A 19566-nucleotide genomic window follows, 5' to 3' on the forward strand; every position below is an offset into this window, starting at 1 on the left:
CCCGAAAGGGAAAGCCCATGATGCCCCACGCCCAGATTGCTCGTGTCTGTTCCCACTGCGACGGGTTTCCCGTCGTCCACATCACGACGGGAAGCGTCACCCGAGACGGCCGGCGCCGCACCCTTCCGGCCACCTGCCCGGCCTGTAAGGGCACCGGCACCCGCACCGTGACGGCCGCCCTCGTCCGCGCCGGGAAGTGACCGCCTTGACCGACACCGCCACCGCGGCGGGCCTTGACCCGGCCACCCTGAGCGATCTGCTCCGGGTGGCCGGGTCCCCCGGCTTCGACCGCCTCACCGACCAGATCCGCCGCACCGGGGGATGCGCCGCACCCATCCGCCTCTCCGGCGGCACCAAATTCCTCGACCCGTCGACCCGGACCGTCCTCAACGCGTACACCACGGACAACGAGCCCGGTGGCGTGCTGCGGGTCGCCTGTGGCAACCGCCGGGCCTCTCGCTGCCCGGCCTGCGCCTGGACCTACGCGGGCGACACCTACCACCTGATCCGCGCCGGGCTCGTCGGTAACCCGGACAAGGGCACCCCGGAGACGATCCGGGACCATCCCCGCGTCTTCGCCACCCTGACCGCCCCGTCCTTCGGTCCGGTCCATAACCGGCCCGGCACCCGGCCGTGTCGCTGCGGCAGGCAGCACCAGGAGGACGCGCCCGAACTCGGCACCCCGCTCGACCCATACGCGTACGACTACGCCGGGGCGGTGCTGTGGAACAACCACGCCTCCGAGCTGTGGCGCTACTTCACGATCTACCTCCGCCGCGAGATCGCCGCCCGCGCCGGCCTCACCCAGAAAGCCGCCCGAGAACAGTCCCGCGTCTCCTTCGGCAAGGTCGCCGAATACCAAAAGCGCGGCGCCGTCCACTTCCACGCCGTCATCCGCTTCGACGGCCCCGAAGGACCCGACAGCCCACCCCCGGCCTGGGCCACCCTCGACCTCCTCACCGACGCCATCCGAGCCGCCGCCACCCGCGTCCAGGTGGTCGTACCGGCCGCCCCGGACCACGGCGTCGGCCAAGACCTGACGCTCACCTGGGGCACGCAGCTCGACGTCCAGCCCATCGGCGCCTTCGGCCAGGGCGAGGACCTGGCCGAACAAGCCGTCGCCGCCTACGTCGCCAAGTACGCCACCAAAGCCGCCGAGACCACCGGCAGCGTCGACCACCGGGTCGGCAACAAGGAAGCGCTCGTCCTCCTCGACGTGCCCGACCACCCCCGGCGGCTCATGGAAGCCTGCATGGACCTCGACGCCGCCTACCCCGACCGGCGCCTGAGGGTCTGGGCTCACATGCTCGGGTTCCGCGGTCACTTCTCCACCAAATCCCGCCGCTACTCCACCACCCTCGGCGCCTTACGCCAGGTCCGCGCCGACTACCGCGCAGCCCAACAACGCGAAGCCCTCGGCCTGCCCGACCCCGACGAACACCCCGAGGCCACCGTCCTCGTCGTCGCCCACTGGACCTACGCCGGCCACGGCGCCACACCCGGTGAATCGTGGCTCGCCGCCAACATCCACCGCGACATCCAGCACAACCGCGAACTCGCCAGCGAGATCCGATCCGAGCTCGAATCCTCCACCGAAGGGGAGTGGTGACCATGTCCGCACGTCTGCTCACCGTCGACCAGGTCGCCGAACTCCTCGGCACCTCCGTCCGGTTCCCCCGTCGACTCATCGAGGAACGGCGCATCACCTTCGTCAAGGTCGGCCGTCACGTCCGCATCCCCGAGCCCGCCATCGAGGCGCACATCGAGACCCACACCGTGCAGCCCATCGAGCGTCGCTACAGGAAGGTGGCCTGATGGCGAACCGCAAGGGCAGGCGTCGCCGGTTCGGCACTGTGCGACAGCTCGCCTCGGGCCGCTGGCAGGCGCGCTACCGCGACCCGCTGTCGGGCGAGACGAAGTCCGCCCCGCACACCTTCGACACGAAGACAGACGCCGACGTCTGGCTGACCACCATCGAGGCGGAGATCATCCGGGGCACCTACCAGGCCCCCGACGCGGGCAAGGTCGCCTTCGGGCCGTACGCCGACGACTGGTTGAAGCACCGCAAGCTGGAGGATCGCACCCGGGAACGGAACGAGAGCGTGATCCGGCTGCACATCAAGCCGACCTTCGGCGCCGGGACGGTGGCCGCGATCACCACCCCCCGCGTCCGAGCCTGGCGCACCGCCCTGCTGGAAAACGGCGTAGGTGAGCCGACCGTCGTCAAGGCGTACCAACTCCTCCGCGCGATCCTGAACACGGCCGTGGACGACGAGCTGATCCGCCGCAACCCCTGCCGGATCAAGGGCGCCGACCGCTACGACGTGCCCGAGCGCCCCGTCCTCACCGTTGCCGAGGTGTACGCCGTGGCCGACGCCATCCAGCCGCACTACCGGGTCCTCGTCCTCCTCGCCGCCTTCACCACCCTCCGCTTCGGCGAACTGGCCTCGCTCCGCCGCCGAGACCTCGACCTGACCCGCTGCGTGGTCCTGGTCCGCCGCGCACAGTCCGAGCTGCAGAACGGCACGCTGGCCGACAAGGCACCGAAGTCCGCCGCCGGCGTCCGACCGGTCGCCTTCCCGGCCGAACTCGTCCCCGAGCTCGCTCACCACCTGGAGCACTTCGCCGGAGCCGGGCAGGACGGCCACCTCTTCCAAGGTCCCCGCGGCGGGCTCCTGCGCCGCAGCAACTTCCGTGACGACTGGACCGCCGCCCGCACCAAGGCCGGCATCTCCAGGGACGTGCACTTCCACGACCTCCGCCACACCGGGAACACCCTCGCGTCCAGCGCCGGAGCCAGCACCCGCGAACTCATGACGCGGATGGGACACAGCACGACCCGGGCCGCGCTGATCTACCAGCACATGACGAGCGACCGTGATCAGCACATCGCGGGGAAGCTCGGAGAGATGATCCGCCAAGCCCGTAAGGACGGGCCTTCTGGCACGTAGGTGGCACGGCCGTGATCATGCGAAAGGGCCAGCGCCGGGGAATCATGCCCCTGCGCTGGCCCTTTGCCGTGAGCCCCCTGTCGGGTTCGAACCGACGACCCCCGCTTTACAAGAGCGGTGCTCTGGCCAGCTGAGCTAAGGAGGCAGCGAGTGCAGTGTAACCAACACCCACCCTGCCCCGGTCGGAAATCTCACTGGTCTCCGACTACTGACAGATCGCGCGGCGCCAGGTAGCGTCGCCTGCAGTTCACTCCGGTGGACTAGACCTCAATCCTTCCTTTACTCGGATCGTCCGGCACGTTCCTGCCGGTGAAGGGACACATCACCATGGCTTCTGTCACGTTCGACAAGGCGACCCGGCTCTACCCGGGTTCCGACAAGCCCGCCGTCGACCAGCTCGAGATCGAGATCGAGGACGGCGAGTTCCTCGTCCTCGTCGGCCCGTCCGGCTGCGGCAAGTCGACCTCCCTGCGCATGCTCGCCGGTCTGGAGGACGTCAACGGCGGCTCCATCCGGATCGGTGACCGCGACGTCACGCACCTGCCGCCGAAGGACCGGGACATCGCCATGGTGTTCCAGAACTACGCGCTGTACCCGCACATGACCGTCGCCGACAACATGGGCTTCGCGCTCAAGATCGCCGGCGTCAACAAGGCCGAGATCCGCGCCAAGGTCGAGGAGGCCGCGAAGATCCTCGACCTCACGCCGTACCTGGACCGCAAGCCGAAGGCGCTCTCCGGTGGTCAGCGGCAGCGTGTCGCGATGGGGCGCGCGATCGTGCGTGAGCCGCAGGTGTTCCTCATGGACGAGCCGCTGTCGAACCTCGACGCCAAGCTCCGCGTCTCGACCCGTACGCAGATCGCCAGCCTCCAGCGCCGGCTCGGGATCACCACGGTGTACGTCACCCACGACCAGGTCGAGGCCCTCACCATGGGCGACCGGGTCGCCGTACTGAAGGACGGTCTGCTGCAGCAGGTCGACTCGCCGCGGAACATGTACGACCGTCCCGCCAACCTCTTCGTCGCCGGCTTCATCGGCTCCCCGGCCATGAACCTGGTCGAGGTGCCGATCATCGAGGGCGGCGTGAAGTTCGGCAACAGCGTCGTCCCGGTCTCCCGTGACGCGCTGTCCGCCGCGTCCGCCAAGGGCGACACGACCGTCACGGTCGGCATCCGCCCCGAGCACTTCGACGTCTCGGGTGCCACCAGCAAGGAGGGCCTGGCCGTCTCCGTGAACGTCGTCGAGGAGCTCGGCGCCGACGGTTACGTCTACGGCTCCGCGCGCGTCGGCAGCGAGGACAAGGACCTGGTCGTCCGTGTCGGTGGCCGTGCCGTGCCGGAGAAGGGCTCCACGCTGCACGTGGTGCCGCGCGCCGACGAGCTGCACGTCTTCTCCACCTCGACGGGTGAGCGTCTCTCCGGCTGACGCCGTGAACCGCTGAACGGCCCCGCATCTGTTGCAGATGCGGGGCCTTTCGCGTACGCGGCGGGCGTGTCGACAAATACCCCGGCAGAACCGCCAATTCGGGCGGCCGCGTCAACACGGGATTCGAAAAGGCTCCTCGAACCATCCCCCGCGAGAGTGACTAAATGTCGCCATATCACTACCGGCCGCTACGCTCGCCTGCGTGACGCATACTGCCCGCCGTATCGGCCGCTCTCTCGCTCTCGTCCTGCCCGTCGTCCTGGTGCTCTCCGGGACGCTCGCGGTGTCCGCCGTTCCGTGGGCCGGTCAGGCCTCCGGGACCCAGATGCTCACCGCGTCCTCGGAGGACGTCTCCGTCCCCGCCAAGTCCCGTGCACCGCAGGATATTCTGCGCGACCGCCTCCTCGCAGAACTTCAGGAGAAGGACCCCGGCACGGCGTTGACGCACCTCCAGCGCGAGGTCGAGAACAGCCCGTCGCTCGCCAAGCACTGCATGTCCATCGCCCGTGCCCTCGGCAAGGCCGCCGTGCGGTACTACGGCCCCACCCGCGCCCAGTCCTACTCCCGCCCGGTCTGCGACACCTCGTTCGCGACGGGCGTGATGTACGCGAGCTGAGCCACGACACCCCTTCACGACTCCACGCCACGAAGCTGAACAGCAGCCTCGAGAGGTACGCATATCGTTCCCGGTATGGATACCTCTCCGACGCAGGCCGTGGTCCTGGCGGGCGGCCAGGGCTCGCGCCTGCGCCCGTACACCGACGACCGCCCCAAGCCGATGGTCGAGATCCCGGGCACCGGGACCCCGATCATCGGCCATCAGCTGTCCTGGCTCGCCGCCGAGGGCGTGACGGATGCCGTCGTGTCCTGCGGCCATCTCGCCGAAGTGCTCCAGGAATGGCTGCGGGGCGCCGATCTGCCGCTCCGTGTGACGACCGTCGTCGAGTCGGAGCCGCTGGGCCGTGGCGGCGGCCTCAAGTACGCCGCCGCGCATCTTCCTGAGCCCGGGAAGCCCTGGTACGCCACGAACGGCGACATCTGGACCCGTTTCTCCCTGCGCGAGATGGCCGAGTTCCACGCGGAGCGGGACGCCACCGCCACGCTCGCCCTCGCCCGCCCCCGGATCCCCTGGGGTGCCGTGGAGACGGACACCTTCGGGCACATCACCGACTTCATCGAGTCGCCGCCCTCGCCGTATCTCATCAACGCGGGCGTGTACGTCTTCTCCGCCGAGTTCACGGCGCTGCTCCCCGATCGGGGCGACCACGAGCGCACCACGTTCCCCCGGCTGGCCCGGGAGCGCCGTCTGGCGGGCTTCCCGCTGCCTCAGGGGGCCTACTGGCGGGCGATCGACACGGCGAAGGACCTGACCGAGGCGGCGAAGGAGCTGGCCGCTCAGGGACGCTGAGAGCCGCTCGGTCGGTTCGTACGCAACAGGAAGGGCGGCACCACTCGGAAGTGGTGCCGCCCTTCCCGTACAGGCGGGGGTTCTCCGTCAGCCCAGCAGGCCGCCGATCGGGTTCCGGTTGCCACCGGAGGTCGAGCCGCTCGTGGGGTCGGTGGTGCCGGTGCCGCCGCCGCTCGTGCCGCCCGAACTGGTCGGGCCGGAGCTGGTGGAGGGCGGGGGCGCGGGGCGGGTCCGGGTCGGGGCGCTGTCGGTGCCGCGGGTGGCGGTCGGGCGGCTCTCCGAGATCCGGCCGGTCTCCCGTACGGTCTGGCTCGGCTCAGCCTTCTCGTCGTCCTCGCTCGTGCCGCTCGCGCCGGCCGTCGCGGACGGCTTGGGGCTCTTGGGGGCGGTACGGGAGGGGGTGCCGGGGGCCGGGTCCTGCGGGAGGGGCTGGCCGGGCAGGTGGTTGATCGGGTCGTCGTTCGGGCCGGGCACGGTGACCATCTCGGCGGACCGTACGGCGCCGCCGAGCATCGAGCCGACGAGGAGGGTGAGGCCGACGACGACGGAGGTGACGAGGGCGCCGCGGCGCAGGACGCGGCGGCGCAGCTCCCACAGTTCGGAGCGGGGTCCGAGGGTGCGCCAGGCTTCGCCGGCGAGGCGGCCGTCGATGGAGTAGACGGGGGCGCCGGCGATGATCAGCGGGGACCAGGCGGCGAGGAAGATGATGTCGGCGGAGTCGTAGACCGGGACGGTCTTCCAGCTGACGGTCAGGATGAGGGCGGCGGAGAGCAGGGCGCCGATGACGGCGGCGACCCGCTGCCAGAGTCCGAGGACGGTGAGGACGCCGACGACGACCTGGAGGAAGGCGACGGTCAGGCCGGCGCCGACGGGGTGCTGGAGGGCGAAGTCGCGCAGCGGCTCGGCGAGGGCCCAGGGGTGCAGCGAGGTGAGCCACTTGACCATGGAGCCGCGTTCGCCGCCGTCGAAGTAGACGGGGTCGCAGAGCTTGCCCATGCCGGCGTAGATGGAGATGAAGCCGAGGAAGACGCGGAGGGGGAGGAGTACGACGCCGAGGTTCATCCGGCGCCCTGGGTAGTAGGCGTGGCGGACCGGATCGGCGCCGTGGCGGTGGGCGCGGTTGCGGTACTCGTCGTCGCCGTCCTGGCCGGCCGCGTCGTCGTGTGCCGTCTCGTCCGGGAGGTCGTACGCGCCTTCGGCCCGCCGCATGGGGGGCAGGAGCGGGGGCGCGTCGGCGGTGACGACGGGGGTCGGCATGGTGTCGTCGATGCGCGGGATGGCCTGGGTGATTCCGGTGTCCGGCGGTTCCAGCGTCGAGACGGAGGACTCGCGTACGGCCTGGAGCAGTCCGGTGGCGCCAGGCGCGGACTTTCCGGTCCAGACGACGGGGCGGCGGCGGCCGGCGGCGCCTGCGGCCGCTCCCGCCGGTGTCCCCAGGGCGGAGAGCCGGGGGGCGGCGGCGAACTTCGGCTGCTGGGCCGGCGCGAGCCGCACACGGAAGCTGGCGTGGTTCACGATGACCTGCGCGGGGTCGGAATCCACTTTGACCATGCTCAGCGCGGGCTGATCGTCGAACCCCGGCCGGGGCGTTCTGGTGTCCACACTCATCTAACCGAGTGACGCGGGGTTAGGACACTGCCTTGACGGGCGCGAAATGTCCGAGGCCCGTCAAGATCAACGGTGACCGCGGGGCATCCGGGGTCTGATCGGCAACCGGGCCGCCCACTTCGGCGCGTGTGTGCGGCTCATTCCGTCACGCGTCGGTGCGTCCGCGCATGGGCGAGGCAACTCTCGTACGACGGCAGCGCGTTGTCGGCCGTCAGCTCCGCGAGGCTCGGGGCCTGCCTGTCGATGCCGTGGCGGACGGCTGCCTCCAGCAGGGTCTGAGTGCCGAGGACGTTGGTGGTGACGAACGGGGTGCCGGACTCGTTGGAGCGATCCACGTGGGACTCGGCGGTGAAGTGGACGATCTCGTCGTGCCGGGCGGCAAGCGACTCCATCAGCTTGAAGTCGCAGACGTCGCCTCGCACGAAGGTGAGGCGGGGATCGTCGCCCAGTCCGGCCAGGTTCTCCCGGTTCCCGGCATACGTGAGGCTGTCCACGACGGTGATCTCTATGCCTCCGGCCCCTTCGGGGCCGAGAAGCATCCGGGTGTACGTCGATCCTATGAACCCAGCACCGCCGGTGATCAGTATCCGGGTGCCCATGCCGCCCCCAGCTGGAATCTAGGCGTGCACGCTCCACGCATCGCCGGTCCGCCGCGATGGGATGTCGCGGCGGACCGGCGAGGAGGACTACCGGGACCGGCCCTGGTCCAGCGCGGCTCAGCCCTGGCGGCGGCGGGCGACCTCGTAGAGGACGATGCCGGCGGCGACGCCGGCGTTCAGCGACTCGGCGCCGCCGGGCATCGAGATGCGGACGCGGTAGTCGCAGGTCTCGCCGACGAGGCGGCCGAGGCCCTTGCCCTCGCTGCCGATGACGATGACGACGGGGCCGTCGAGCGCCTCCAGGTCCTCGACGGTGTGCTCGCCGTCGGCGGCGAGGCCGACGACCGTGAGGCCTTCCTTCTGGAAGCCTTCCAGGGCCCGGGTCAGGTTGGTGACGCGGGAGACCGGGGTGCGGGCGGCGGTGCCGGCCGAGGACTTCCAGGCGCCTGCGGTCATGCCGGCGGCGCGACGCTCGGGGACGACGACGCCGTGGCCGCCGAAGGCGGAGACGGAGCGGACGATCGCGCCGAGGTTGCGGGGGTCGGTGACGCCGTCGAGGGCGACGATCAGCGGGTCCTCGTGGGCGTCGTAGGCGGCCGCGGTGAGGTCCTCGGGGTGCGCGTACTCGTACGGCGGGACCTGGAGGACGAGGCCCTGGTGGTTCAGGCCGTTGGTCATCCGGTCGAGCTCCTGGCGCGGGGCTTCCATCAGGTTGATGTTGCCGCGGTCGCCGGCGAGCTTGAGGACGTCGCGGACGCGCTCGTCGTTGTCGATGAACTGCTGGACGTACAGCGTGGTCGCGGGGACGCCGTCGCGCAGGGCCTCGTAGACCGGGTTGCGGCCGACGACCATCTCCGAGGTGCCCTTCGGGCCGCCGCGGCGGGGGGCGGGGCGGCGGGCGGCGGCCTGCCTGGCCTGGGCGTTGGCGACGCGGTTCTTCTTGTGACCCTTGCGGGCGGAGGCGGGCGGCGTGGGGCCCTTGCCCTCGAGGCCCTTGCGCCGCTGGCCACCGCTGCCGACCGTCGCGCCCTTCTTGTTGGACGTGCGGCGGTTTCTGCGCTGGCTGTTCCCGGCCATGACTACTCTCATCCTCGGTGTTGCGTACGTAGGTCTGTAAGTGAAGTGTGCCGCCCAGTTCCCCGGGCGGCACATCATCAGCGGTTGCCCAGCGTCCAGCGGGGGCCGTCGGGGCTGTCCTCGATGGCGAGGCCGGACTGGCTCAGCTGGTCGCGGATCGCGTCAGCGGTGGCCCAGTCCTTGCGCTCGCGCGCCGACTCACGCTGCTGGAGCACGAGCCGTACGAGGGTGTCGACGACGCCGTGGAGCTCCTCGCCGCGGTCGGTCTCCTCGGCCCAGTGGGGGTCGAGGGGGTCCAGGCCGAGGACGCCGAGCATGGCCCGGACCTCGGCGAGGCGGGCGATGGCCTCGTCCTTGTCGTCCGCCGCGAGGGCGCTGTTGCCCTGGCGGACGGTGGTGTGGATGATCGCGAGCGCCTGCGGGACGCCCAGGTCGTCGTCCATGGCCTCGGCGAAGGCGGGCGGCACCTCGGGGGCGGGCGGGACGGTCTTGCCGGCCTTCTCGGTGACGCGCTGAATGAAGCCCTCGATCCGTGCGAACGCGGACTCGGCCTCGCGCAGGGACTCCTCGCTGTACTCGATCATCGAGCGGTAGTGCGGGGTGCCCAGGTAGTAGCGCAGGACGATGGGGCGCCAGTTCTTGACCATCTCGGAGACGAGGACGCTGTTGCCGAGTGACTTCGACATCTTCTCGCCGCTCATGGTGACCCAGGCGTTGTGCACCCAGTACGAGGCGAAGTCGTCGCCGTACGCCTTGGCCTGGGCGATCTCGTTCTCGTGGTGCGGGAAGATCAGGTCGAGGCCGCCGCCGTGGATGTCGAAGGCGGAGCCCAGGTACTTGTGGGCCATGGCCGAGCACTCCAGGTGCCAGCCGGGACGGCCGCGGCCCCACGGGGTCTCCCAGTCGGGCTCGCCCGGCTTGGTGGCCTTCCACATGGCGAAGTCGCGGGGGTCGCGCTTGCCGGTGATGCCTTCCTCGGCGGGCTGGCGCAGGTCGTCGAGGTCCTGGTTGGAGAGCTGCAGATAGCCCGGAAAGGAGCGGACGTCGAAGTAGACGCTGCCGTCGGCCTCGTAGGCGTGTCCGCGCTCGATGAGGCCGCGCATCATCTCGACCATCTCGGTGACGTGGCCGGTGGCGCGGGGCTCGTAGGTGGGCGGGAGGCAACCGAGGGCGTCGTAGCCGGAGTTGAAGGCGCGCTCGTTCTCGTAACCGATGGACCACCAGGGGCGGCCCTGGTCGGCGCCCTTGGTGATGATCTTGTCGTCGATGTCGGTGACGTTGCGGATGAACGTGACGTCGTAGCCGCGGTACTCGAACCAGCGGCGCATGATGTCGAAGTTCAGCCCCGAGCGGATGTGGCCGATGTGCGGGGCCGCCTGGACGGTGGCGCCACAGAGGTAGATCGAGACGTGGCCCGGTGTGAGCGGGGTGAAGTCACGGATCTGCCGGGCGCTGGTGTCGTACAGGCGAATAGTCACCACTCCAGGGTAGTGGGCGTGTGGTAGTGCCCCGCGCACGATTCGGCTACGCGGGGCAGGTTTGTGGGCGCGGGCACACCGGGGGGTGGCGCCCGTCCGGGCGGTGCGCCGGGCCGGGGCCGTCAGGCGGTACGGGTCACCGGCCGTCAGGCAGTACGGGTCACGGCCGTCAGGTGGTACGGATCGCCAGGCGTCAGGCGGTACGGATCACCAGGGCCGTGGCGATGGCGGCGAGGCCCTCCGCGCGGCCGGTGAGGCCGAGTCCGTCCGTCGTCGTGCCGGAGACGGAGACGGGGGCGCCGACCGCCTCGCTCAGCGCCTTCTGGGCCTCGTCGCGCCGCTTGCCGACCTTGGGGCGGACGCCGATGACCTGGACGGCGACGTTGCCGATCTCGTAGCCCTCGGCGCGGACGATGCGGGCTGCCTCGGTGAGGAGGGTGACGCCGGAGGCGCCGGACCACTCGGGGCGTGAGGTGCCGAAGTGGGCGCCGAGGTCGCCGATGCCGGCGGCGGAGAAGAGGGCGTCACAGGCGGCGTGGGCGGCGACGTCGCCGTCGGAGTGCCCGGCGAGGCCGTACTCCTCCTCTTCCCAGAGGAGGCCGGCGCACCAGAGCTCGCGGCCGTGCTCGAAGGCGTGGACGTCGGTTCCGATGCCGACCTGGGGAAGTCGTACGGGCTCAGAAGCCATCGTTGGCCCTCCTGCGGGCGAGTACGGCCTCGGCCAGCACGAGATCGAGGGGACGGGTCACCTTGAACGCCTCTTCGTGGCCGGGGACGACCACGACGGGCGCGCCGAGGCGTTCGACCATGCCGGCGTCGTCGGTGGCGCCGTCACCGGTGAGGGCGACGGTCGCGTGGGCGTTGACGAGGGTCTCGTAGTCGAAGCCCTGGGGGGTCTGGACGGCGCGGAGGCGGGCGCGCTCGGGGGTGGCGACGACGCTCTCGGGGTCGCCCTTCTTCTCCGCGGGCTCGACCTCCTTGACCGTGTCGGCGACCGGGAGTGCGGGGACGACGGCGACGGCGCCGTCCCGGACCGCCTCGATGACGGCGTCCACGGTGTCGACGGGGACGAGCGGGCGGGCCGCGTCGTGGACGAGGACGGTGGTGACGCCCTCGGGCAGCGCCGCGAGGCCGAGGCGTACGGACTCCTGGCGGGTGTCCCCGCCGGGGACGACCAGGTAGTCGGTGCGCTCGGGGAGGGCGTGGGCGTCGAGGAGGTTCTTGACCTCGGCGGCGCCGTCGGGGGGCGCGACCACGACGACGAGGGAGACGGCGCGGGAAGCGGCCATCGCCCGGACGGCGTGGATGAGCATGGGGGTGCCGTTCAGCGCGCGGAGCGCCTTGGGGGCGCCCGGGCCGAGCCGTACGCCCCGGCCCGCCGCGGGGATCACAGCGGCGGTGCGCGCGGGACGCGTTTCGTCTGTCATCGGTTGCACTCCGGCAGGTTTGTTTCCTCGGCCCACATGGGTATGGCCTCACCGTGCTGGACGCGACGCCTTGACCGGGCCCTTTCCGTGACGACGGTCGGGGCGTATCGCGCGGCACAGGGGATGTGGCACAGGAAGACGCGAGGGGGGCGGTTGTAGCAGCGCCGTGGGCGGCCGGGCCGCGAGGCGGCGGACGTCCGGGCGGCGGATGCCGATGGTGCGGATGGTGCGGGTGTCGATCCGATCGATCCGGTCGGTGTCGAGGAGATCGATGTCGATCCGATCGGTCTCGATACGGTCGATGCGGTGGGCGTGTCGCTGTCGCGAGGACGCGAACATGCCGCAGCGCCCGGCGACAGCACTGTGAGTCTCACAGCCGTCAACGGGCACCGCGGCATCGCTTCACTCAGGACGCGAGGACCTCGTCGAGGAGAGCCTCGGCCTTGTCCTCGTTCGTGTTCTCCGCGAGGGCCAGCTCGCTCACCAGGATCTGCCGAGCCTTGGCGAGCATGCGCTTCTCACCTGCGGAGAGTCCGCGCTCGCGCTCCCGGCGCCACAGGTCACGGACCACTTCGGCGACCTTGATGACATCGCCGGAGGCGAGCTTCTCGAGATTTGCCTTGTAGCGCCGGGACCAGTTCGTCGGCTCTTCGGCGTACGGCGCGCGCAGCACCTCGAAGACCCGGTCCAGCCCATCCTGACCGACCACATCGCGCACACCGACGAACTCCGCATTGTCCGCCGGCACACGAACTGTCAGGTCGCCCTGGGCGACCTTGAGCACCAAGTAGGTCTTGTCCACGCCTTTGATCTGGCGAGTCTCAATGGCCTCGATCAGCGCGGCCCCGTGATGGGGATAGACCACGGTGTCGCCAACCTTGAACGTCATGTGACAGGTACCCCTTCCGTGGCTATCCAGGGTAACACGGATACGGCTTCTTCTGAATGGCGTTTTCGCAGGTCAGGGCATATCTCGGGGCTTGACAACTGCAACGCGAACGTGCTGCGGAGGGCTCATGGAAGGCGGTATTCGCAGGTCGGAGCGGCTGCACGGACGCAGAGAAACACGCACGTTACACCCGCCCGGAGAGCTCCGAAGGAGGAGCGATGTCCCGTTTTGCCGGGTTCAGGTCGGGCATCTTCGCGTACTCCGTTCGAGGATCGGTCACTCGTACGGATGCTTCCCGGACCGAATCCCGAATTGATCACGCGGCGGCCGGACCGGAGTTTTTCCGCGCGGCGGGCGGAGGAATGCGCGCACGGCCGCAGAATTGATCAAGGCCGTTATGTGAACGGCCGGCCAATGCGTCGTGATCAGGCCATCGCGGTGGGTGTGCGGAGGGCCCGGGTGCGCGAAGGGGCGGGTCGGGTGCGGGACGGAGAGTGCGGCTCGGTAACCTAAGCGCGCTGACGCACCTTTAGCTCGTCCTTAGCCGGTTGGTCCTGAGCTCCACCCCCAGCCGGTCGCCCTTAGCCCGCCCGTCCGTACGTCCTAGGAGTTGCCGCCGCCGTGAGCCGCAGCCTTCGACGCGGCGCCCTCGCCGCCTCCGCCCTCGTGATCTCGATCGCCTCGCTGTCCGCCTGTGGCGCGGGCAATGACGCGCAGACGCTCGGCGTGCGGCCGGACAACGCCGCCGTCGCCGTGGACGATGTCAAGATCCAGAACGCGATCGTGATCACCCAGCCGACCGCCGGAGCCCCGGGCCCGGCCGTCGTCTCGGCGACGGTCTTCAACAACGGCCGCGCGCCGCAGACGCTCGAATCGATCACCCTGGCGGGCTCCCCTTCGCCCGTGAAGCTCAAGGCGGCCGAGGGTACGGGTCCGATCACCGTCCCCGCGGGCGGCTCGGTCATCATCGGCGGCCAGGGCAACGCCAGCGCCACGATCGAGAACGGCCACGAGGCCGTGAAGGACGGCGGGGTCCAGAAGCTCGTCTTCAAGCTGAGCGAGACCGGCGACGTGAGCCTGCAGGCGTTCGTCGTCCCGGCGAGCGGTTACTTCAAGGACTTCGGCCCGACCGAGATCCCGAAGCCGCCGGCCGCCTCGCCGACGGCGACGGCCACCGCGTCGCCGGGGGGCCACGGCGCCGAGTCCGGCTCCTCCGCCGACCCGTCGGGCGAGGCGAGCCACGCGGCCGGCCACTGACACGTACGTACGAACCCACGCGGACACGCGCGGACGTACGAAAGGGGCGCCCCCACCGGATCACTCCGGCGGGGGCGCCCTTTCTCACTCGTACGGTCTACGGCTCGAACTTGTAGCCCAGACCCCGGACCGTCACCAGGTACCGCGGCGCGCCCGGGTCCGGCTCGATCTTCGCCCGCAGGCGCTTGACGTGGACGTCGAGGGTCTTGGTGTCGCCGACGTAGTCCGCGCCCCAGACCCGGTCGATGAGCTGCATACGGGTCAGGACGCGGCCCGCGTTCCGCAGCAGCATCTCCAGGAGGTCGAACTCCTTCAGCGGGAGGTCGACCTTGCCGCCGGAGACCGTGACGACGTGCCGGTCCACGTCCATGCGGACCGGGCCGGCCTCCAGGGCCGCCGGGGTGACCTCCTCCGGCTCGCCACGGCGGCGCAGGACCGCGCGGATGCGGGCGACCAGCTCGCGCGAGGAGAAGGGCTTCGTGACGTAGTCGTCGGCTCCTATTTCCAGGCCGACGACCTTGTCGATCTCGCTGTCCTTGGCGGTCACCATGATCACCGGGACGTTCGAGCGGCCGCGCAGCTGGCGGCACACCTCGGTGCCGGGCAGGCCGGGCAGCATCAGGTCGAGGAGGACGAGATCCGCTCCGTTGCGCTCGAACTCGTCGAGGCCGTCGGGCCCGGTCGCCGCCACGGCGACCTCGAAGCCTTCCTTGCGGAGCATGTACGACAGGGCGTCGCTGAAGGATTCCTCATCCTCGACGACGAGCACTCGGGTCACGGAAGGACCTCCGGGGCAGGGAGCGGTTCGGTCATGAGATCGGGGGTGGGAGACGCGGAGGCGGATGATCGGCGGTCCCGTACGGCGCCCGCCTCGGGCAGCCGCAGGGTGAAGGTGGAGCCCTGGCCTTCGGTGCTCCAGACGGTGACCTCTCCGCCGTGCGAGGCGGCCACGTGCTTGACGATGGCCAGGCCGAGGCCCGTGCCTCCGGTGGCGCGGGAGCGGGCCGGGTCGACGCGGTAGAAGCGCTCGAAGATCCGCTCGCGGTCCTTCTCGGAGATGCCGATGCCCTGGTCGGTCACGGCTATCTCGATCAGGTCGCCGCCGGGGGCGGCCACGCGGCGGGCGGCGATGCCCACCCTCGTACGGGCCGGAGAGTAGTTGACGGCGTTCTCGACGAGGTTGCCGAGAGCGGCGGCGAGCTGGCCGCGGCTGCCCCAGACGTGCAGATCGGCGGTCCCTCCGGAGACCATGGTGATCTGCTTGGTGGAGGCGGTGTGCCGGGAGCGGTCGATGGCCTCGGCGACCAGTTCGGCCACCCGTACGGGCTCGGAGTCCTCGAGCGGGTCGTCGTTCTGCACCCGGGAGAGGTCGATGAGTTCCTGTACGAGATTGGTCAGACGGGTCGCCTCGATCTGCATGCGGCCGGCGAAACGGGTGACCGCCTCGGGGTCGTCCGAGGCGTCCATGACGGCCTCGGAGAGCAGAGAGAGCGCACCTGTCGGAGTCTTGAGTTCATGACTCACGTTGGCGACGAAGTCGCGCCGTACCGCTTCGATACGGCGGGCCTCCGTCAGGTCCTCGACCAGGAGCAGCACCAGGCGGGAGCCGAGCGGTGCCACGCGCGCGGAGACGGCGAGGGCCTCGCCGCGTCCGGTGCCGCGCCGGGGCAGGTCGAGCTCGACCTGTCGTATCTCCCCGTCACGGCGGGTGTCGCGGGCCATGTTGAGCATGGGCTCGACGGCCAGCTTCCCGCCGCGGACCAGGCCGAGGGCGTACGCCGCCGAGCTGGCCTTGACCACGGAGTCGCTCTCGTCGAGGACGACGGCGGAGGAGCGCAGCACGGACAGCACGGTGTCGACGCCGGGCGGGAGCACGGCATCGGTGTGCAGGGAGGTCCGGGTGGGCCGCGCCTGGTCGCGCTCGCTCCAGCGGAACGCCAGCATGGCGATCACGCCGGTGCACACCCCGGCGATCGCGGCCAATGCGGCGACCGCCGCGTTCACGTCCATGCCATCCAGGTTATGCGTGGTCACGGACACTCTCCCAGCCGTCCGAGTGGCTGCTCGAACAGTCGTCGCCCAGAGTTCACCGTGGGGACGGTGGTGGTTCATTTGGACCGTTCGGGGCGGCGGCGCGCGTCGCCCAGAGTTCACCGAGGGGAAAGGGCTGATTCATGTGGGGTGCCAGGGCCTGACTTCTAGGAGCCCGAACGTGGGAGCGTGGGGGTCCGAGCCCCACCCGGACCCCGGACGCTTGTGAGAGAGGGACATCGATGCGGGACGCGTACCACGAGGAACTTGACTCGATCGGCGAGGGCCTGGTCGAGATGGCCCGTCTTGTCGGGTCGGCGATCGGGCGCGCCACGACGGCGATGCTCGACGCCGACCTGAAGCTCGCGGAGAGCGTGATCGCGGCGGACCAGAAGGTCGACGATCTGCAGCACGGCCTGGAGGCCCGGGCGATAGCCCTGCTCGCGCGGCAGCAGCCGGTGGCGACGGATCTGCGGATCGTGGTCACCTCGCTGCGGATGAGTGCGGACCTGGAGCGGTCGGGCGACCTGGCCCAGCACGTGGCGAAGCTGGCCCGGCTGCGCTTCCCGGACACGGCGGTGCCGCGCGACCTGCACGCCACGATCCTGGAGATGGGTCAGCTGGCGCAGCGCCTGATGGCGAAGGCGGCGGAGGTCATCATCACGAAGGACGTCGACCTGGCGCTCCAGCTGGAGCAGGACGACGACGAGATGGACCTGCTGCACCGGACGCTGTTCCAGCACCTGATGGACGACCGCTGGAAGCACGGCATCGAGACGGCGGTCGACGTGACGCTGCTCGGGCGGTACTACGAGCGGTTCGCGGACCACGCGGTGTCGGTGGCGAAGCGTGTCGTGTACCTGGTGACGGGCGAGCACGCGGACGAGCTGCAGCAGGCGGACGCTCCGGTCGAGGGCGCGTAGGTCCGGGCGTAGGTCCGGGCGTAGGTCCGGGCGTAGGTCCGGGGCGTAGATCCGGGCGTCGTCCTCGGGGGGCGGTTCGCACTCGGGGGGCGGCGGTTCGCACTCCTGTGCGCCGTTGATGCGCCCGGTGGGGTGGGCATGCAATGGGGAGAGGCGACGTACGCCTTCGAGGAGGGACCCCCATGGCCGAATCCGCCACCACCGACCCCCAGCAGGAGACGCCGCGCGACGCGGTCTTCCTGCCCGTCCTCGGCGCCTGCGGGTGCGGCTCGGGCTGCGGCTGCGGCTGCCAGTCCGGCGGGCCGTGCCAGTGCGGGGGCTGCTCCGGATAGGCGCGTACGAGGAGGTGTCCCCGCCCGGTTCGCCGGGCGGGGACACCTGTCACCCGTCGACGACGTCGAGTACTCCGACGGTCTGGCCGCCGGTGGTCTCGCCGGTCGTACGGAAGCCGTGCTTGAGGTAGAAGTCCCCGGGCCCGTTCTCGCCCGGCTCCCACGACACGTACATCAGGCTGCCGCCCCGCCGGCGTATCTCCTCGCGGACGGCCTCGACGGCGAAGCTCCCGTACCCCTTGCCCTGGTGATCGGCGGAGATGTTGAGCCGCCACAGCCCGCTGCGCCGGTCCTCGGGGTCCTTCTTCGGCGCCCACTGGATGTCCAGGAAGGCCATCAGGAAGCCCACGAGCTCCTCGCCGTCGAAGATCAGCCGCGGCCAGGCGGTGTCCCCGAAGGCGTACGCCTCGGCCAGCGAGGTCGCGACCGGCGCGACGTTCTTCTCCTGGTGCGGGTGGACGCGCAGCGCGAGCGCGGCGTCGACGGTGTCGGGGGTGATCTTCTCGAGGCGGAGCGATGGAGGCATGGCGCGGAGGCTACCGGCCGGTCATGAGCCTTGCCCGCGAATTTCCCCGGGGCTCTGGTCACGCGCCCGGGCGGACCCCAGGATGTGCCCGTGCTGACATGGACCCGTCGTCCGACATGGACCCGTCGTCCGATCGCGATGACCGCCGCCTGCGCGGTGACTGCCGCCGTCGCCGGCTGCACCGTTCCCTCCGCCGGGAGGACCGGCATCTCGGTGACGGCGGACGGGCAGCCGCTCGGGGCGGTGCTCATGTGCCACGACCACATCGACGGCGTAACCCTCCATCCCGACGACGACGATCCGAACACGCGGGAGCAGACGGGCCGCTGGAAGCGGGACGAGGCCGTCACCGGGTTCACGACCTGGCCCCTGGCCATGGCCGCCGGTGGCGCGGTCGAGGGCTGGACCGTCGAGACGCCTCTGGGCAGGCTGGACCCGAAGCAGACCTACCGCATGTACGGATGGACCACCGACAGTTCCTGGGCCGCCGCGTCGGTGTCCTTCACGACGGCGGACCTGGCGGCCCTGACGCCGGGCCAGGTGCGGTACGAGGTCGGCGACACGGTCGTCACCTCCTCGATCGAGGACTTCCGCGAGAAGGGCTGCGACGACCGCTGACGGGTTGCCGGTGGCGGTCGTCGGAGGCCCGCACGGCGCGAGCCTCCTCGCACCCCGGCCGGGACAGGCGATCCTGTCCCCGTCGGGATCAGCCCTTCGAGAGCGTGACCGCCGCCTCCTGCTGTTCGGTGCTGACGGTCACCGGGTAGTCCGGGTCGTTCGCTCGGGCGCTGCCGCGCAGCGTCGCGGTGCCGGGCTGGAACGCGGTGCCGGGTTCCTGGCTGGTCAGCGCGACGGACCAGGGGACGGGCGCGCCTGGGGTGCAGGCCACGGTCGTTCCGTAGGAGGCAACGGGCGTCTGCTTCTTCTGGAGCTGGAAGACGTGGCCGCCGAGCGAGACGTTCACGGGCTTGTTGCAGGTCACGGTGCCGCCGACGGTGATCCGGCCGTCCGGGACGCCTACGGTGCCGTGGGGGTCGACGCTCATTCCCAGGGCCAGTTCGACGGGGGGCTCGACCATGACCGCGTGAACCTCACCGCGGAGCGGCACCGTCGATCCGTTGCAGAACTGCTCGAAGGTGGCGTCGAGTTCGCGTACGTATCCGTAGAGGCCGAAGGCGATGTGCTGGATGGTGAAGGAGCCGGAGCTGGTGCCGCACCACTTGTCGGTCCCGTTGTCGGTTCCGCTGAACTGCAGTTCCGGGTCTCCGGGCTGGGCGTCGGGCCACTGCTTCGCCCCGGTGTACGTGGTGCCCTCGGTCAGCTTCTGACCCTCCGGCGCGGCGATGTGGAGACGCCAGAACGTACCCTCCCGCGCGTCGATCGCGACGGCGAGGCTGTTCCCGTCCGTGCTGCCCTGGACGTCGAACAGGTCGACCGCGCCGGCGGTGTACGCGTACGACCGACCGCCCGAGATCGGCTCGCCCGCTTCACCGCTGAAGCTCACCGTTCCGGACGCGGCCGTGTGGGCATGGGCGGTGTTCACGAGCGGTGCGGCCGTGAGCGCCACGGTCATGGTCGCGACGACGCCCAGGGTCCGGGCCAGGATGCGACTCGGCATGCCACTTCTCCTCATGA

At 70.6% G+C, this 19566-nt stretch carries 22 protein-coding genes and 1 tRNA gene; 10 read left to right on the forward strand and 13 right to left on the reverse strand.

Annotation, left to right across the window (positions count from 1 at the left end; genetic code table 11):
- Positions 1 to 205: 205 nt before the first annotated feature.
- From repSA to ACFYV5_RS19360, 3 genes are read left to right on the forward strand one after another with little or no spacing between them, the layout of a single operon-like run.
- Positions 206 to 1609 carry a replication initiator protein RepSA gene (gene repSA / locus ACFYV5_RS19350; protein ID WP_389169738.1) on the forward strand — a complete coding sequence of 468 codons (1404 nt, stop codon included), beginning with the start codon at positions 206 to 208 and terminating at the stop codon, positions 1607 to 1609.
- 2 nt (positions 1610 to 1611) lie between these two features.
- Positions 1612 to 1815, forward strand: a complete 204-nt coding sequence (locus ACFYV5_RS19355; protein WP_389169741.1) for an excisionase family DNA-binding protein — start codon at positions 1612 to 1614, stop codon at positions 1813 to 1815.
- Positions 1815 to 2951, forward strand: a complete 1137-nt coding sequence (locus ACFYV5_RS19360; protein ID WP_389169744.1) for a tyrosine-type recombinase/integrase — start codon at positions 1815 to 1817, stop codon at positions 2949 to 2951. The genes ACFYV5_RS19355 and ACFYV5_RS19360 overlap by 1 nt, the downstream gene beginning before the upstream one ends.
- Before the next feature lie 71 nt (positions 2952 to 3022).
- On the opposite strand, the gene ACFYV5_RS19365 is transcribed toward ACFYV5_RS19360, so the two are convergent.
- Positions 3023 to 3096 (reverse strand) — tRNA-Thr (locus tag ACFYV5_RS19365).
- A 182-nt stretch (positions 3097 to 3278) separates the two neighbouring features.
- Here ACFYV5_RS19365 and ACFYV5_RS19370 point away from each other — a divergent pair.
- The 3 genes from ACFYV5_RS19370 (at position 3279) to ACFYV5_RS19380 (ending at position 5784) form a co-directional block, all read left to right on the forward strand.
- Positions 3279 to 4376 (forward strand): sn-glycerol-3-phosphate ABC transporter ATP-binding protein UgpC, encoded by a 1098-nt coding sequence (locus ACFYV5_RS19370; protein ID WP_355104422.1) that lies wholly within the window; start codon positions 3279 to 3281, stop codon positions 4374 to 4376.
- 202 nt (positions 4377 to 4578) lie between these two features.
- Positions 4579 to 4992 carry a hypothetical protein gene (locus ACFYV5_RS19375; protein WP_329117893.1) on the forward strand — a complete coding sequence of 138 codons (414 nt, stop codon included), beginning with the start codon at positions 4579 to 4581 and terminating at the stop codon, positions 4990 to 4992.
- 75 nt (positions 4993 to 5067) lie between these two features.
- The gene (locus tag ACFYV5_RS19380; RefSeq protein WP_355104420.1) at positions 5068 to 5784 is read left to right on the forward strand and encodes a nucleotidyltransferase family protein; all 717 of its coding nucleotides are present in this window, start codon (positions 5068 to 5070) and stop codon (positions 5782 to 5784) included.
- A gap of 87 nt (positions 5785 to 5871) precedes the next feature.
- Here ACFYV5_RS19380 and ACFYV5_RS19385 read toward each other — a convergent pair whose 3' ends face one another.
- From ACFYV5_RS19385 to ACFYV5_RS19420, 8 genes are all read right to left on the reverse strand, one after another.
- Positions 5872 to 7392, reverse strand: coding sequence for a DoxX family membrane protein (locus ACFYV5_RS19385; RefSeq protein ID WP_389169748.1), 1521 nt, complete (start codon positions 7390 to 7392; stop codon positions 5872 to 5874).
- Between the two features lie 137 nt (positions 7393 to 7529).
- Positions 7530 to 7991, reverse strand: coding sequence for a GDP-mannose 4,6-dehydratase (locus tag ACFYV5_RS19390; RefSeq protein ID WP_389169752.1), 462 nt, complete (start codon positions 7989 to 7991; stop codon positions 7530 to 7532).
- Positions 7992 to 8108: 117 nt separating this feature from the next.
- A complete protein-coding gene (gene rlmB, locus ACFYV5_RS19395; protein ID WP_355104416.1) occupies positions 8109 to 9068 on the reverse strand; it encodes a 23S rRNA (guanosine(2251)-2'-O)-methyltransferase RlmB in 960 nt (319 codons plus the stop codon).
- A 77-nt stretch (positions 9069 to 9145) separates the two neighbouring features.
- The gene (gene cysS / locus ACFYV5_RS19400; RefSeq protein ID WP_355104414.1) at positions 9146 to 10546 is read right to left on the reverse strand and encodes a cysteine--tRNA ligase; all 1401 of its coding nucleotides are present in this window, start codon (positions 10544 to 10546) and stop codon (positions 9146 to 9148) included.
- Positions 10547 to 10739: 193 nt separating this feature from the next.
- Positions 10740 to 11234 carry a 2-C-methyl-D-erythritol 2,4-cyclodiphosphate synthase gene (gene ispF / locus ACFYV5_RS19405; protein WP_389169756.1) on the reverse strand — a complete coding sequence of 165 codons (495 nt, stop codon included), beginning with the start codon at positions 11232 to 11234 and terminating at the stop codon, positions 10740 to 10742.
- Entirely contained in the window at positions 11224 to 11973 is a 750-nt protein-coding gene (gene ispD, locus ACFYV5_RS19410) for a 2-C-methyl-D-erythritol 4-phosphate cytidylyltransferase (protein ID WP_355104410.1), read from the reverse strand. The genes ispF and ispD overlap by 11 nt, the downstream gene beginning before the upstream one ends.
- Before the next feature lie 48 nt (positions 11974 to 12021).
- Positions 12022 to 12312 carry a hypothetical protein gene (locus ACFYV5_RS19415; RefSeq protein WP_389169760.1) on the reverse strand — a complete coding sequence of 97 codons (291 nt, stop codon included), beginning with the start codon at positions 12310 to 12312 and terminating at the stop codon, positions 12022 to 12024.
- A 67-nt stretch (positions 12313 to 12379) separates the two neighbouring features.
- The gene (locus ACFYV5_RS19420; protein ID WP_003953493.1) at positions 12380 to 12862 is read right to left on the reverse strand and encodes a CarD family transcriptional regulator; all 483 of its coding nucleotides are present in this window, start codon (positions 12860 to 12862) and stop codon (positions 12380 to 12382) included.
- A gap of 621 nt (positions 12863 to 13483) precedes the next feature.
- Between ACFYV5_RS19420 and ACFYV5_RS19425 the strand changes: the two genes are divergently transcribed.
- Positions 13484 to 14119, forward strand: a complete 636-nt coding sequence (locus tag ACFYV5_RS19425; protein ID WP_389169763.1) for a DUF461 domain-containing protein — start codon at positions 13484 to 13486, stop codon at positions 14117 to 14119.
- A 97-nt stretch (positions 14120 to 14216) separates the two neighbouring features.
- On the opposite strand, the gene ACFYV5_RS19430 is transcribed toward ACFYV5_RS19425, so the two are convergent.
- Both ACFYV5_RS19430 and ACFYV5_RS19435 read right to left on the reverse strand, forming a co-directional pair.
- A complete protein-coding gene (locus ACFYV5_RS19430; protein ID WP_017242433.1) occupies positions 14217 to 14897 on the reverse strand; it encodes a response regulator transcription factor in 681 nt (226 codons plus the stop codon).
- A complete protein-coding gene (locus ACFYV5_RS19435; protein WP_355104406.1) occupies positions 14894 to 16129 on the reverse strand; it encodes an ATP-binding protein in 1236 nt (411 codons plus the stop codon). The genes ACFYV5_RS19430 and ACFYV5_RS19435 overlap by 4 nt, the downstream gene beginning before the upstream one ends.
- Positions 16130 to 16392: 263 nt before the next feature.
- On the opposite strand from ACFYV5_RS19435, the gene phoU reads away from it, so the two are divergent.
- Together phoU and ACFYV5_RS19445 are read left to right on the forward strand one after the other, a co-directional pair.
- Positions 16393 to 17073: a phosphate signaling complex protein PhoU gene (gene phoU / locus ACFYV5_RS19440; protein ID WP_355104404.1), complete on the forward strand. Its 681-nt coding sequence runs from the start codon at positions 16393 to 16395 to the stop codon at positions 17071 to 17073.
- 182 nt (positions 17074 to 17255) lie between these two features.
- Positions 17256 to 17405 (forward strand): hypothetical protein, encoded by a 150-nt coding sequence (locus ACFYV5_RS19445; RefSeq protein WP_355104402.1) that lies wholly within the window; start codon positions 17256 to 17258, stop codon positions 17403 to 17405.
- Positions 17406 to 17454: 49 nt separating this feature from the next.
- Here the strand turns inward: ACFYV5_RS19445 and ACFYV5_RS19450 are convergent, their stop codons facing one another.
- Positions 17455 to 17931, reverse strand: a complete 477-nt coding sequence (locus ACFYV5_RS19450) for a GNAT family N-acetyltransferase (RefSeq protein ID WP_389169770.1) — start codon at positions 17929 to 17931, stop codon at positions 17455 to 17457.
- 90 nt (positions 17932 to 18021) lie between these two features.
- On the opposite strand from ACFYV5_RS19450, the gene ACFYV5_RS19455 reads away from it, so the two are divergent.
- Positions 18022 to 18549 (forward strand): hypothetical protein, encoded by a 528-nt coding sequence (locus ACFYV5_RS19455; RefSeq protein ID WP_389169772.1) that lies wholly within the window; start codon positions 18022 to 18024, stop codon positions 18547 to 18549.
- 88 nt (positions 18550 to 18637) lie between these two features.
- On the opposite strand, the gene ACFYV5_RS19460 is transcribed toward ACFYV5_RS19455, so the two are convergent.
- Positions 18638 to 19549, reverse strand: a complete 912-nt coding sequence (locus tag ACFYV5_RS19460) for a hypothetical protein (protein ID WP_389169775.1) — start codon at positions 19547 to 19549, stop codon at positions 18638 to 18640.
- Between the last annotated feature and the right edge of the window lie 17 nt (positions 19550 to 19566).

This window comes from Streptomyces sp. NPDC003035 (assembly GCF_042888285.1).
In the GTDB taxonomy this organism is placed as follows: Bacteria; Actinomycetota; Actinomycetes; order Streptomycetales; family Streptomycetaceae; genus Streptomyces.

Bases quoted from the DNA above. Each gene is read 5' to 3' on its own strand.
- ACFYV5_RS19460 (WP_389169775.1), bottom strand. From the start codon at position 19,549: ATGCCGAGTCGCATCCTGGCCCGGACCCTGGGCGTCGTCGCGACCATG.
- ACFYV5_RS19370 (WP_355104422.1), top strand. From the start codon at position 3,279: ATGGCTTCTGTCACGTTCGACAAGGCGACCCGGCTCTACCCGGGTTCC.
- rlmB (WP_355104416.1), bottom strand. From the start codon at position 9,068: ATGGCCGGGAACAGCCAGCGCAGAAACCGCCGCACGTCCAACAAGAAG.
- ACFYV5_RS19380 (WP_355104420.1), top strand. From the start codon at position 5,068: ATGGATACCTCTCCGACGCAGGCCGTGGTCCTGGCGGGCGGCCAGGGC.
- ACFYV5_RS19420 (WP_003953493.1), bottom strand. From the start codon at position 12,862: ATGACGTTCAAGGTTGGCGACACCGTGGTCTATCCCCATCACGGGGCC.
- ACFYV5_RS19390 (WP_389169752.1), bottom strand. From the start codon at position 7,991: ATGGGCACCCGGATACTGATCACCGGCGGTGCTGGGTTCATAGGATCG.
- ACFYV5_RS19360 (WP_389169744.1), top strand. From the start codon at position 1,815: ATGGCGAACCGCAAGGGCAGGCGTCGCCGGTTCGGCACTGTGCGACAG.
- ACFYV5_RS19450 (WP_389169770.1), bottom strand. From the start codon at position 17,931: ATGCCTCCATCGCTCCGCCTCGAGAAGATCACCCCCGACACCGTCGAC.
- ACFYV5_RS19445 (WP_355104402.1), top strand. From the start codon at position 17,256: ATGGCCGAATCCGCCACCACCGACCCCCAGCAGGAGACGCCGCGCGAC.
- ACFYV5_RS19435 (WP_355104406.1), bottom strand. From the start codon at position 16,129: ATGGACGTGAACGCGGCGGTCGCCGCATTGGCCGCGATCGCCGGGGTG.
- ispF (WP_389169756.1), bottom strand. From the start codon at position 11,234: ATGGCTTCTGAGCCCGTACGACTTCCCCAGGTCGGCATCGGAACCGAC.
- ACFYV5_RS19385 (WP_389169748.1), bottom strand. From the start codon at position 7,392: ATGAGTGTGGACACCAGAACGCCCCGGCCGGGGTTCGACGATCAGCCC.
- ispD (WP_355104410.1), bottom strand. From the start codon at position 11,973: ATGACAGACGAAACGCGTCCCGCGCGCACCGCCGCTGTGATCCCCGCG.
- ACFYV5_RS19355 (WP_389169741.1), top strand. From the start codon at position 1,612: ATGTCCGCACGTCTGCTCACCGTCGACCAGGTCGCCGAACTCCTCGGC.
- phoU (WP_355104404.1), top strand. From the start codon at position 16,393: ATGCGGGACGCGTACCACGAGGAACTTGACTCGATCGGCGAGGGCCTG.
- ACFYV5_RS19415 (WP_389169760.1), bottom strand. From the start codon at position 12,312: ATGTTCGCGTCCTCGCGACAGCGACACGCCCACCGCATCGACCGTATC.